This window comes from Streptomyces sp. NPDC035033, from assembly GCF_040636735.1.
In the GTDB taxonomy this organism is placed as follows: Bacteria; Actinomycetota; Actinomycetes; order Streptomycetales; family Streptomycetaceae; genus Streptomyces.
The window spans coordinates 15295-25991 of sequence record NZ_JBEZUZ010000063.1; the positions used below are offsets into that span (position 1 = coordinate 15295).

Here is a 10697-nt window from a genome sequence, read left to right on the forward strand (position 1 = left end):
GCCTCACGGCGTGCCGGGGGTCCCGGTGGGGGCGGCGGGCGGGGGGCAGGCGACGGTGCCGGGCCGGACGGACAGCTTGAGCCGGGGCGTGGTGAGCAGGCCCGGGATCTGGAAGTCCTGCGCGGTGCCGGTGATCCGGTCGAACTTGGCGTAGCGGGCCTGGATGCCGAAACGGTGCTGCGGCGCGCCCAGCGGGTTGGGCACGTAGGCGCCGGAGGCGTCCTTGACGGTGCGGACGTCGGCGCCGTTGACGTTGAGGTCGACGATGCCGTCCATGTCGAGTTCGCCGGTGGCGTTCCTGAGGTCGAGGACGGTGTTCCGGGTGCGGATCTCCCAGGAGCCGGGGTTGTCGTCGCCGAGGGTGAGCAGCAGCGTGTAGGTGGCTCCCGCGATCTGCTGGGGCCGGCTCAGGCAGAGGCCGTTGAGGACGCCGTCGGCGAAGCCCATGCGCAGCACCCGCACGCTGCCGGTCGTGCCGTCGGCCCGTACCACCTCCTGGTCGACGACGGCGGCGCCGTACTGCGTCCCGTACAGGCTGCTGGTGGTGAAGTCGACGGGCCGGTCCTGGACGCGGAGGCCGACGGCGAGCGCCCCGGTGGCCATCGCCGAGCCGAGCCCGCCGGCGGCGAGGAGGGCGGGGACGGCGACGGCGAGGGAGCGCCACCAGTGGGTGCGGCCCTCGGGGCGGGGCGGGTCCGGGCGGGGGTCCAGGCGGCTCATGGCGTGGTCACCGTGATCGTTCCGGGGAGGTGGACGGGGTTGTCGGTGGAGTTGAGGTCCGCGTGGTCGTCGACGGTCCGGATGGCGTAGATGTCGCCGGCGAACTCCTCCGCGCCGGCGGTCAGCGGGATGAGCGAGCCGAAGAAGTCGAGCAGTCCCTGGATCCCGCAGATCTTGAACAGGACGCGGACGCAGACGTTGGTGATGTTCCCCCACATCGTCGTGGTCTCCGGCCGGCCGGCGCTGTCGTAGCCGCCGAGCGAGCCCTCGTTCGGCACGTCGATGACGAGGGTGTGGCCGTCGGCCCGCTGCGTCACGTTCATGTGGGAGCGGATCTTCAGCTTGGTGAAGGTGTACTTGTTGGTGACCCGGGTGGTGCCGTCGGAGAGCCGGATGGTGACGTCCTTGTCGACGGTCAGGGAGACGGCGACCATGCTGTCGATGGTCACGTGGAGCGGGTGGGGGCTCGGCAGGAACGGTACGCCGAGCGGCTCCACGGCCAGGGGCGGCCGTCCGGCGGCGCTGCTCGGCTGCCCGGCGGCGAGCGCGGTGGCCACCGCGAGCAGCAGCGCGGCCACGACCGCGAGCGCCTTGCGCCGCCCCCGCGCGCCGGCTCCCCCGCGCGGCCCGCCCGTCATCCTTCCACCGCCTCGGGCGCGGAGCGGGGGACGCGGGCGCCGCGCGGGCGCTTGGTGCCCCAGCCGACCGTCATCGAGCCGCCGAGCACCCCGAGCGCCATGCCGAGCAGGAAGCCGCCGAGGTTGGAGACGACGAGCGAGACGACGGCGAGGACGCAGCCGATGAGGCCGAAGGTGTAGCGCTGCCGGGGGGCGGCGAGCGGGATGAGTCCGCACAGGATCATCCCGCCGCCGACCAGGTAGCCCGCGACGCCGCCGAAGCCGGTGCTGACGATGAGCTGCACCGAACTGAGGGAGAACTTGAGCACGGTCCAGCCGCCGGCCACCAGCCACACCCCGCCCCAGAACGGCCGGGTGCGCCGGAAGGCCCGGAACCAGACGTACGCGGTCCGGAGCCGGCTCAGCATGTGGTGGCCGTTCCGGCGACGACCCTCAGCTTGAGGTCGGGCAGCACGAGCGCGCCGGCCATCTCGGCGTCGTACGCGGTGGCGTTGAGGCCGTGCAGCCGGATGGAGCTGCCGCCCTCGCCGCCGGCCGAGCCGAGGCCGAAGCCGCCCGGGAGCGCGCCGGTGAGCGGCTTGCCGGCGACGGTGACCTGGTCGGCGGACTGGCCGAGGACCGCGTTCTGGAGGGTGGTGGGGCCGTAGGCCTGGAGCTCGGTCGCCTGGATGTAGAGGTTCGAGGCGTCGATGTCGGTGGTGAAGCTCGTGGGCGGGGTCGCGGTCACCCTCTGGCCGCCGGTGAGGAGGAGCGAGTACGGCACGCCCGCGATCGACTGGTGGACGATCCCGCACAGCCCGGCCAGGCCGGCGCTGGCGAAACCGACGCGCGCCATCGCGGTGGTGGTGGTCGTGGTGCCGTCCGGGCGGCCCACGGCGGGGGTGTTGACGATGGCGCCGAAACCGGAGCCGGAGACGCCGTTGGAGGTGAGGGTGAACGGCTGGCCGGTGACGCTGAAGTTGGCGGCGAGCGCGCCCTGCGCGAGGGCCGCGCCGAGCGCGCCGACGGCGAGGCAGGAGGGGACGAGGGCGAAGGCGCCGCGGCCCCAGCGGGTGCCGCGCCGGGTGCCGTCGGCGGCCTCGGCGAGCATCCGGGCGTTCCAGCCGGCGGTGGCGCGGACACTGTGCGCCCCGAGCCGGGCGAGCGGGGCGCCGGCCTTGCGGGCGCCGGTGAGGAGGGGGTTCATGCGGATCCGCTCCCCAGGGAGACGGGGGACGCGGGCGTCCCGTCGGCGGCGCGGTCGCGGCGGCGGAGGAGGCCGCGGCGGCGGGCGGGCTTCTCGGGCAGCCAGCCGAAGGCCATGGCGCCGCCCAGGACCGAGAGGCCCATGCCGACGAAGAGGCCGCCGAGGTTGGAGAGGGGGAAGGAGGCGACGCCGGCGATGACCGCGATGGTCCCGGCGGTGTGGCGCTGGCCGGGCAGGGCGAGGACGAGCAGGGCCATCGCCATGATGACGACGCCGCCCGCCATGCCGGCGATGCCGCCGACGCCGACCTGGAGGATCCTGCCCAGCGGGGCCATCGGCAGGAAGAAGATCACGAAGCCGCCGAGGGCGATCCACACCGCGGCCCAGAAGGGGCGGGTGCGGCGGAAGCGGCGGAAGGCGCGGCGGGCGCGGGCCGGGCCGGAGGCGGGCGGGTCGGTGGTCGTCACGGAAGCCTCGCAGGGGTGCTCGGGAGGGCGTTCGGGAGGGAGGGGCCGGCGGACGGTCCCGGGGCGGCGCGCCCCGCGGTGGCGCGCCGCCCCGGTCCGGGACGTGCGGTGGTGCTCATGCGGTGCGGAGGGGGTGTCAGCAGCCCGTGTCGCCGTGCTTGATGGCGATCGCGAGGTCCGGCAGCGTGATGGCTCCGGCGATCGTGGCACCGTTGGCGTCGGCGTTCAGGTTGCTGATGTCGGTGCGGCCGCCGGTGGCGTCGAGGCCGAACTGGCCCGCGGCGCCGTCCTGGATGCCGGTGGCCTTGATGCCCGCGCCGTCGGCCGCGGCACCGATGACGTTCGGGGTGGCGTCGGTGGCGTTCAGGGTGGCGGTGGCCGCCTTGAGCGCCTGCGCGTCGAGGATGAGCTTGTTGGCCTGGAGTCCGGCGCCGTTGGCCAGCTGGTCGCTGGTGAGCGGGGTCGCGGCGGCGGGCGAGGAGATGTTCAGCGACCAGGTGCCGAGGCTGCCGATCACCGGGAGGTTGACCGACTGCGTGGCGTGGACGCAGATCCCGTCCAGGCCGGCCTTGGCGATGCCGACCTGCGCGGCGCCCTTGGGGCCGCCGGCGTCGATGGTGTGCATGACCGCGCCGATGCCCTGCGGGGCCGCCACCGTCTTGGAGCTGAGGGTGAACGGCACGCTGGTCAGCGAGAGGTTGGCCGCGAGGGCTCCCTGGACCATCGCGGTGGCCATGGCCGCGACCGCCGCGCAGGCGGGGACGGCGAGGAAGGCCGATCTGCGCCAGCGGGTGACGCCTCTGGGCTCGTTCTGCATGAGGGTTCTCCAACCGTTGGTCCGCGCGGACGGCGCGGGGTGGAAACGAGGGACAGCCGTACGTCCGGGGCCGGAGGCCGAGGACGACGGACACTCAGCTGCTGCCCGTTCGAGAATTGGACACTATGAGAAGTTGTGTCAATAGTGCGGACAGGCTTGGTGGTTCTGACGCCTTCCGGCGGGATCCGGGCGCTGCTCTACGCTGTCGCGATGGCACGCTTCAGGGAGACGGTCCGGACACTGCTGCGCGAACGGCTGCTGGACGCCGCCTTCGCGCGGGTCGCGCAGCACGGCTTCGGCAGGCTGCGCATGGCGCACCTGGCCGGTGACGTGGGCGTCAGCCGGCAGACGCTGTACTCCGAGTTCCCCTCCAAGGAGGCGGTCGGCGAGGCCCTGTTCCGGCGCGAGCTGGAACGCTGCCTGGTCGGCGTCCAGCAGGGCCTGGACGCGCACCCGGGCGACCTCCGCGCGGCCGTGGAGGCCGCGGTGCTCTTCACGCTGACGCTGGCCGGCCGCAACCCGCTGATCAGGGCGATGCTGACCAGCACCGGTGAGGACGGGCTCCTCCCCCACCTGACGACCCGGTCGGCCGCCGCCTTCGACCTGGCGACGACGGCGGTCGGGACGTACGCGGCCGAGAACTGGCCCTCGGTCGACCCGGTGGCGCGCGACCTGGCGGTGGACGCGGCGGTCCGCCTGACGGCGAGTCACGTCGTCCAGGCCACGGCCTCGCCGGAGGAGTCGGCCCGCCGCGTCGCGGACACGGTGGTGCGGATCGCCCTGAGCACCGGCGCGGAGGTGCCGCCGGCCCGCCCCGCCCGGACCCGGTCCGGCGGCTGAGCGGACCGGACCGGGCCACGGCGCGCCGGGTCCGGTTCCGGGAGCGGTTCCTACGGCGGCCGGGGCCCCGCGTACTCCTCCAGGGCGGGCCGGTTGCCGAGGCCCGGCGCCGCCGAGACGGGGTAGGCGCGCAGCCCGACCCGCCCCTCGACCCGGTCGATCGCGCCCCAGCCGTACTGCCGGGAGTCGTCGGACAGATCGGGGTTGTCGCCCAGGTAGAAGAAGCCGCCCTCCGGCACGGTCCGCAGCGCGGCGCGCGCCGTCCGGGTGCCGTCGGCCGAGCAGCACGCGCCCGCCCGGTGGGCACGGCCGGCCCACTGGTCGGCGACCACCCGGTACACGGGCCCCGTGCCGCCCTCCTGGAGCAGGACCTGGAAGGGGTCCTCCCCGGTCGACACGATCGCCACCCGGTCGCCGGGCACTCCGATCACGCGTTTCACCATGAGGGAGTCCTGCCGGCCGCCGCGCAGCAGGACGACGTCGAAGCGGCGCACCCGCCCCCGCGAGCCCGGCGAGACGAGGATCCGGTCGCCCGGGTGCAGGGTCGGGTCCATGCTGGACCCGTCCACCCTGACGCCGAGGGCGATCACGGCCACTCCCGCGAGCAGGCAGAGCAGGGCGCCGGTGCCGAGGACGGCGCCGAGGGCGCGGCCCGCCCTCACCAGTGGCCCCTTCGACGGCCCCTTCGGCCCGGGTGCGGTGCGGCCCCGGACCGGTCGAATTCGGTCATGGCGGGACGGTAGGCCGGGCGGCGGACGGCGACTGTGACCGTACCGCTCAGCCTTGTTGACCGCGCGTCTACCAAGCCGGGCGGGACGGTACGGAACCGGGGGCGGGCGGCGGTACGGAACCGGGTACGGGCGGTGGTACGGGCCCGGCCGCGGGCACGGCGCCCCGGGCGCGGTTCCGGTAGGCGCGCGGGGTCTCGCCGGTCCAGCGGCGGAAGGCGCGGTGGAAGGCGCTGGGTTCGGAGAAGCCGAGCTGCCGGGAGAGCCGTTCGATGGAGACCCGGCCCGCGGCGAGCGCGGCGATGGCGTGATCCCGCCGCACCTGGTCGCGGAGCCGCTGGTACGTCGTGCCCTCGGCGGCCAGTCGGCGGCGGAGGGTCTGCGGGCTGACGGAGAGCCGCTCGGCGAGCTCCTCCGGCGTGGGCACGGGCCCGGCGGGCAGCGCCCTGCCGATCAGGTGGCGCACCCGGCCGGTGGCCGTGCTCCCCCACTCCGCGCGGACGAGCACCCCGTCGGGGGCGCGGCGGAGGAAGTCCGCGAGGGCGTCCGCGTCGCGCAGGACGGGCTCGTCGAGGTCGGCGCGGTCGAGGACGGCGGCGGTGCGTCCGGCGCCGAAGACGCAGGGGGCGCCGAACAGCAGCGCGTACTCGGCGGCGTGGCGGGGCTCGGGGTGGGCGAACTCGACGCGGCGCAGCCCGATCCGGCGGCGCACGAGCCAGCCGGCGAAGCGGTGGGCGACGAGGACGGTGGCCTCCACGCCGAAGTGGAGGGGGTCGTCGTACCCGGAGACGTCGAACTCCAGCCGGGCCTCGTCGCGTCCGCCGCCCTCCCCCGCCGGCCCGGCCGGTTCGACGAGCCGGAGGCCCGGCCCGCCGGGGAAGAGGGCGTAGAAGTCCCGGGCGCGGTGCAGGGCCTGGCGCAGATCGCGGCTGCCGTGGACGACGACGTGGCCCATCATCGCGAAGGTGCCGACCTTGGTGGGGTGGCCGCCGAAGCCGATCAGCTCGTCGTCGAGGGCCGCCCAGAGCATCCGGACGAGCCGCCCGAACCGCTCGGCGGGCACCCGCTCCGGGCCGTCCGCGCCGCCGCCGAGCAGTCCGGGCGGCAGCCCGGCGCGCGCGAGCAGGGGCGCGGGGTCCACCCCGAGCCGCCGGGCGCCCAGCGCCACGGCCCGTACGTGGTGGGCGCTGACCGACCCCGACGCCGTCCGCATGCCCGTCGCCTCCGTTCCGGCCGCGCGCCGGCCCCCGCCGGATCCTCGGCGCGCTTGACACTTCACCTGAGGGATGTCCAGGTTCGGACACTCTAATGCGGACTGTCAGGCGGAGGGAGGGAGTCTGTGGCGAACCGGGCGTACGTCACAGCAACTGCGTCTACCGTCGCTCCCGGCGCACGGCAGTGCGCACGGACGGACGCGGCGCACGGCGCCCGCGCGGGAAAGGGGCAGGGCATGAGCGGAGTGGCACGGCGGACCGTGGTGGCGGCCGGCGGGGCGGGACTCGCCTCGGCGGCACTGGCCGCGTGCGGGGGCACGGACGCGGAGGGCGGCACCGCCGCGGGGGGCGGGGACGGCGCTCCGCGGGGTCCGCTCGCGAAGACCGGGGACATCCCGGTGGGCGGCGGCAAGGTCCTGGCGGACGAGGGGATCGTCATCACCCAGCCGAAGGCCGGGGAGTTCAAGGCGTTCTCGTCGAAGTGCACGCACGCGGGCTGCGCGGTGAGCGAGGTGAAGGACGGCGCGATCGTCTGCCCGTGCCACCAGAGCAGGTTCGACATGTCGGACGGCAGCGTGAAGTCGGGCCCGGCGACGTCGTCGCTGCCGCCGGAGCCGATCGAGGTGAAGGGCGAGGAGATCTCCTTCGGCTAGCGGAGTCCCCCCTCCCGCCAGGAGGGGATCCCCCCGGGCGGAGTCTCCCTCCCGCCGGACGGGATTCCCCTCCGGACGGGATTCCCCTCCGGGCGGAGTCCCCCTCCCGCCGGACGGGATCCCCCTGACGGAGTTCCCCTCCCCGGCCGCCCGCCTAGCCGCGGCCGCCGGCGGAGGGGCGCCTCGGCGCCTTCCAGGCGGCGAGCAGGTCGTCGGTGGTCGCGAGGGTGGCGACGAGGGCGAGGGTGTGGCGGATCATCGCGGCGGTGTAGTCGGCCGGCACCCCCGCGATGGCGTCCCGGGGCACGACGACCGTGTAGCCGAGGTTCACCGCGTCGAAGACGGCGTTGGGCACGGCCACGTTGGCGGAGACGCCGGTGACGACGAGGGTGCGGCAGCCGAGGTTGCGCAGCAGCGCGTCCACGTCCGTCCCGGCCAGCGGGGACAGGCCGTGCAGCCGGCGCACCACCAGGTCCTCGTCCGCCACGGGGATGGGTTCCGCGACGCGTACCGCCGTGGAGCCGCTGTGCTGTTGCACGGGAAGCCGCGCGGCGGCCCGGAACAGGCGGGCGTTGTCGTTGGCGCCGCGCCCGTCGGGGCGCCGCTCGGCGACGGCGTGCATCACCTGGACGCCGGCGCCGTGGGCGGCGTCGACCAGCCGGGCCACGTTGGCCAGGGCGCCCGAGCCGCGGGCGACGGCGGCGAGTTCGGGCAGGGCGCCGTCCGGGCCGACGACCCCCTGCTGGCACTCGACGGTGAGCAGGACGGTTCCGTCCGGGCGCAGCAGCTCGCCGAGTTCTTCCCTTCGGCCCATCTCTCCCCCTCGCACGTACCCTTGCACCGGCGTGGTCGCGCACCCATGATTTCTGACGTCTCATCAGAAATCCAGAAGGGTGCGGACGATGACCGTCGCGCAGCGCCGTGGACGCCGGATCATGATGACCCCGGAGGAGCTCGACTCCTTCCTCGCCGAGCAGCGCACCTGCCGGGTCGCGACCGTCTCCGCCGACGGCCGTCCCCACGTCAGCGCGCTGTGGTTCGCGTGGGACGGCACCTCGCTCTGGCTCTACTCGCTGACCCGCAGCCGCCGCTGGGCCGAACTGCGCGCCGATCCGCGGATCTCCGTCCTGGTGGACGACGGCGAGGAGTACGGCGAGCTGCGCGGGGCCGAGCTGTCGGGGACGGCCGTCTTCGTCGGCGAGGCGCCGCGCACGGGCGAGCCGTGCCCCGGACTCGACGCGGTGGAGCGCCTCTTCGCGGCGAAGAACTTCGGCCTGGACGCCATGCCGCACGACGGCCGGCACGCCTGGCTCCGGCTGACCCCGGACGCGATCGCCTCCTGGGACTTCCGCAAGCTCGGCGGGGCGTAGGCCGTCCCTTCCGGCGGGGCCCGGTCAGTCGGCGTGCGGCCGGTCGGCGTGCGGCCGCCCCGCCTCCCGCAGGGCCTCGACGACCGCGCGCAGGGAGGGCCGGCGGCCGGCGTCGGTGCGCCAGGTGGCGTAGATGTGCCGGCGCACCTGCTGCCGTACGGGCACGCAGACCACGCCGTCCGGGTGCGGCCGGCCCAGCCGGGGCGTGACGCACACGCCGAGCCCGGCGGCGACCAGCGCGAGCTGGGTGTGGTGCTCGCCGGCGAAGTGGGCGATGCGCGGTTCGATGCCCTGGGAGCGGAGGGTGAACATCAGCCAGTCGTGGCAGAACTCGCCCTCCGGCCAGGACACCCAGTCCTCGTCGGCGAAGTCCTCCAGGTCCACCGCCTCCCGTCCGGCGAGCCGGTGCCCGGCCGGCAGGGCGACGTCCGCGGAGTCGTCGAGGAGATGGGCCCGCTCCAGCTCGCCGGGGACCGGCGCCCGCCGGTTGCTCCAGTCCAGGACGATGGCGAGGTCGGCGTCGCCGCGCAGCACCGCCCGCACCCCCTGCTCGGGTTCGAACTCGGCGGTGCGGACCCGCAGGTCGGGGTGGCGGGCGCGCAGGGAGGCGAGGGCGGCGGGGAAGAGGCCGCGCGCGGCGGTCGGGAAGCCGACGAGCCGGACCTCGCCGACGACCTGGCCGCGCTGGGCCTCGATGTCGGCCTGGGCGAGCTGGACGTGGGAGAGGATCCGGGCCGCGTGCTCGGCGAGCAGCACGCCCGCGTCGGTGAGCCGCACCCCGCGCCCGTTCTTGGCGAGGAGCTGCTGACCCACCTCACGCTCCAGTTTGGACAGCTGCTGGGAGACGGCGGAGGTCGTCACGTGCAGCCCGTCGGCGGCGCCGCTGACGGAGCCGTGCCGGGCGACGGCGTCGAGGGTGCGCAGGCGCTCCAGGTTCAACATGTAAGCAATGCTAAGCGAAGGGGTCGACACAATCTCGCTTGTTCTACGACGTCGGGCCCGTCACCCTGTGTACATGAGCCACGAAGCCGCCTCCGCCCCCTCCCCCGGACCGTCCCCCTCCCCCGCCCGCCGCCCGCTCCGCGTCCGCCTCCTCGACTGGCGGGTCCGCTTCGGCGTGCTGGCCCTCATCTGGGGTTTCAGCTTCCTCTTCATCAAGGTCGGCACGGAGGGCTTCGCCCCCTTCCAGGTGACCTTCGGCCGGCTGCTGTTCGGTACGGCGGTGCTGGCCGTGGCGCTGGTGGCGAAGCGGGACCGGCTGCCGCGCGGGGCCAGGACGTGGGGGCACCTGACGGTGGCGGCCTTCCTGCTCAACGCGCTGCCGTTCTCGCTCTTCGCGTACGCGGAGCTGACGATCCCGTCGACGCTGGCGGGGATCTGCAACGCGACGACCCCGCTGTGGGGCATGGTCCTCTCGCTCGTGGCGCTCTCCGAGGACCGGCCCACCCGGGTGCGCGCGGCGGGGCTCGGCATCGGCTTCATCGGCGTCCTGACGGTCCTCGGCGCCTGGCAGGGCTTCTCGGGCCTGGACGTGACGGGGACGGCGCTGGCGCTGCTGGCCTCGTTCAGCTACGCGGTCGGCTGGATCTACGTCCGCCGCACCCTGAGCGGCACCGGCGCCTCGCACCTGTCCCTGGCGACCGGCCAGGTCGGCCTGGCCACGCTGCAACTGGCGCTGGTCACCCCGTTCTTCACCACCCTCCCGGAGTCGGTCGAGCTCCTCCCGCTGCTCTCGGTCATCGCCCTCGGCGCGCTGGGCACCGGCTACGCGATGCTGCTCCAGTACGGCGTGGTCGCCGAGGTCGGCCCCACGACCGCGTCCATGGTCACGTACTTCATCCCGGTCATCGCGACGGCGGCGGGCGTGGCCTTCCTCGGCGAGCGGCTGGCCTGGAACACTCCCGTGGGCGCGGCGGTCGTCCTCCTCGGCGCGGCCCTGACCCAGACCCGCGCCCCGGCACGGACCCCCGCCACTTCCCGCACCGCCCCGGCCTCCTCCGCCGAGACCCCCCGCAGGGCCCCGGCCCGCACCTGACCCGCCCCGCCCCTCCGCCCGCCGGGCGG

At 75.1% G+C, this 10697-nt stretch carries 14 protein-coding genes; 4 read left to right on the top strand and 10 right to left on the bottom strand.

Annotated features, from left to right (window positions below; genetic code table 11):
• Positions 1-3: 3 nt before the first annotated feature.
• The 6 genes from AB0E83_RS23765 to AB0E83_RS23790 form a co-directional block, all read right to left on the bottom strand.
• Positions 4-720, bottom strand: a complete 717-nt coding sequence (locus AB0E83_RS23765) for a DUF6230 family protein (RefSeq protein ID WP_362115278.1) — start codon at positions 718-720, stop codon at positions 4-6.
• Entirely contained in the window at positions 717-1358 is a 642-nt protein-coding gene (locus tag AB0E83_RS23770) for a hypothetical protein (RefSeq protein ID WP_362115281.1), read from the bottom strand. The genes AB0E83_RS23765 and AB0E83_RS23770 overlap by 4 nt, the downstream gene beginning before the upstream one ends.
• The gene (locus AB0E83_RS23775) at positions 1355-1765 is read right to left on the bottom strand and encodes a DUF6114 domain-containing protein (RefSeq protein ID WP_362115284.1); all 411 of its coding nucleotides are present in this window, start codon (positions 1763-1765) and stop codon (positions 1355-1357) included. The genes AB0E83_RS23770 and AB0E83_RS23775 overlap by 4 nt, the downstream gene beginning before the upstream one ends.
• Positions 1759-2544: a DUF6230 family protein gene (locus AB0E83_RS23780; protein ID WP_362115287.1), complete on the bottom strand. Its 786-nt coding sequence runs from the start codon at positions 2542-2544 to the stop codon at positions 1759-1761. Before AB0E83_RS23780 ends, AB0E83_RS23775 begins: the two co-directional genes overlap by 7 nt.
• Complete coding sequence (locus AB0E83_RS23785; RefSeq protein WP_362115290.1) at positions 2541-3011, bottom strand: DUF6114 domain-containing protein; 471 nt, start codon at positions 3009-3011, stop codon at positions 2541-2543. Before AB0E83_RS23785 ends, AB0E83_RS23780 begins: the two co-directional genes overlap by 4 nt.
• A 136-nt stretch (positions 3012-3147) precedes the next feature.
• Positions 3148-3828, bottom strand: a complete 681-nt coding sequence (locus AB0E83_RS23790) for a DUF6230 family protein (protein ID WP_362115293.1) — start codon at positions 3826-3828, stop codon at positions 3148-3150.
• Between the two features lie 210 nt (positions 3829-4038).
• Here AB0E83_RS23790 and AB0E83_RS23795 point away from each other — a divergent pair, with 210 nt between their 5' ends.
• A complete protein-coding gene (locus tag AB0E83_RS23795; protein WP_362115296.1) occupies positions 4039-4668 on the top strand; it encodes a TetR family transcriptional regulator in 630 nt (209 codons plus the stop codon).
• Between the two features lie 50 nt (positions 4669-4718).
• Here the strand turns inward: AB0E83_RS23795 and lepB are convergent, their stop codons facing one another.
• Complete coding sequence (gene lepB / locus AB0E83_RS23800; RefSeq protein ID WP_362115299.1) at positions 4719-5330, bottom strand: signal peptidase I; 612 nt, start codon at positions 5328-5330, stop codon at positions 4719-4721.
• A 136-nt stretch (positions 5331-5466) separates the two neighbouring features.
• Positions 5467-6609 carry an AraC family transcriptional regulator gene (locus AB0E83_RS23805; RefSeq protein ID WP_362115302.1) on the bottom strand — a complete coding sequence of 381 codons (1143 nt, stop codon included), beginning with the start codon at positions 6607-6609 and terminating at the stop codon, positions 5467-5469.
• A gap of 237 nt (positions 6610-6846) precedes the next feature.
• Between AB0E83_RS23805 and AB0E83_RS23810 the strand changes: the two genes are divergently transcribed.
• On the top strand, positions 6847-7263 hold the full coding sequence (locus AB0E83_RS23810; RefSeq protein ID WP_362115305.1) for a Rieske (2Fe-2S) protein: 417 nt from the start codon (positions 6847-6849) through the stop codon (positions 7261-7263).
• Positions 7264-7417: 154 nt separating this feature from the next.
• Here AB0E83_RS23810 and AB0E83_RS23815 read toward each other — a convergent pair whose 3' ends face one another.
• A complete protein-coding gene (locus AB0E83_RS23815) occupies positions 7418-8077 on the bottom strand; it encodes a cysteine hydrolase (RefSeq protein ID WP_362115308.1) in 660 nt (219 codons plus the stop codon).
• An 88-nt stretch (positions 8078-8165) separates the two neighbouring features.
• Between AB0E83_RS23815 and AB0E83_RS23820 the strand changes: the two genes are divergently transcribed.
• The gene (locus tag AB0E83_RS23820) at positions 8166-8633 is read left to right on the top strand and encodes a pyridoxamine 5'-phosphate oxidase family protein (RefSeq protein WP_362115311.1); all 468 of its coding nucleotides are present in this window, start codon (positions 8166-8168) and stop codon (positions 8631-8633) included.
• A gap of 24 nt (positions 8634-8657) precedes the next feature.
• Here AB0E83_RS23820 and AB0E83_RS23825 read toward each other — a convergent pair whose 3' ends face one another.
• Positions 8658-9575 carry a LysR family transcriptional regulator gene (locus AB0E83_RS23825; RefSeq protein WP_362115314.1) on the bottom strand — a complete coding sequence of 306 codons (918 nt, stop codon included), beginning with the start codon at positions 9573-9575 and terminating at the stop codon, positions 8658-8660.
• A 73-nt stretch (positions 9576-9648) separates the two neighbouring features.
• On the opposite strand from AB0E83_RS23825, the gene AB0E83_RS23830 reads away from it, so the two are divergent.
• The gene (locus AB0E83_RS23830) at positions 9649-10668 is read left to right on the top strand and encodes a DMT family transporter (RefSeq protein ID WP_362115317.1); all 1020 of its coding nucleotides are present in this window, start codon (positions 9649-9651) and stop codon (positions 10666-10668) included.
• Positions 10669-10697: the final 29 nt, after the last annotated feature.

What these genes read in the sequence shown, in the direction of transcription:
- AB0E83_RS23765 (WP_362115278.1), bottom strand. Translation starts at nt 720, where the DNA reads ATGAGCCGCCTGGACCCCCGCCCGGACCCGCCCCGCCCCGAGGGCCGC.
- AB0E83_RS23770 (WP_362115281.1), bottom strand. Translation starts at nt 1,358, where the DNA reads ATGACGGGCGGGCCGCGCGGGGGAGCCGGCGCGCGGGGGCGGCGCAAG.
- AB0E83_RS23775 (WP_362115284.1), bottom strand. Translation starts at nt 1,765, where the DNA reads ATGCTGAGCCGGCTCCGGACCGCGTACGTCTGGTTCCGGGCCTTCCGG.
- AB0E83_RS23780 (WP_362115287.1), bottom strand. Translation starts at nt 2,544, where the DNA reads ATGAACCCCCTCCTCACCGGCGCCCGCAAGGCCGGCGCCCCGCTCGCC.
- AB0E83_RS23790 (WP_362115293.1), bottom strand. Translation starts at nt 3,828, where the DNA reads ATGCAGAACGAGCCCAGAGGCGTCACCCGCTGGCGCAGATCGGCCTTC.
- AB0E83_RS23795 (WP_362115296.1), top strand. Translation starts at nt 4,039, where the DNA reads ATGGCACGCTTCAGGGAGACGGTCCGGACACTGCTGCGCGAACGGCTG.
- AB0E83_RS23805 (WP_362115302.1), bottom strand. Translation starts at nt 6,609, where the DNA reads ATGCGGACGGCGTCGGGGTCGGTCAGCGCCCACCACGTACGGGCCGTG.
- AB0E83_RS23810 (WP_362115305.1), top strand. Translation starts at nt 6,847, where the DNA reads ATGAGCGGAGTGGCACGGCGGACCGTGGTGGCGGCCGGCGGGGCGGGA.
- AB0E83_RS23815 (WP_362115308.1), bottom strand. Translation starts at nt 8,077, where the DNA reads ATGGGCCGAAGGGAAGAACTCGGCGAGCTGCTGCGCCCGGACGGAACC.
- AB0E83_RS23820 (WP_362115311.1), top strand. Translation starts at nt 8,166, where the DNA reads ATGACCGTCGCGCAGCGCCGTGGACGCCGGATCATGATGACCCCGGAG.
- AB0E83_RS23825 (WP_362115314.1), bottom strand. Translation starts at nt 9,575, where the DNA reads ATGTTGAACCTGGAGCGCCTGCGCACCCTCGACGCCGTCGCCCGGCAC.
- AB0E83_RS23830 (WP_362115317.1), top strand. Translation starts at nt 9,649, where the DNA reads ATGAGCCACGAAGCCGCCTCCGCCCCCTCCCCCGGACCGTCCCCCTCC.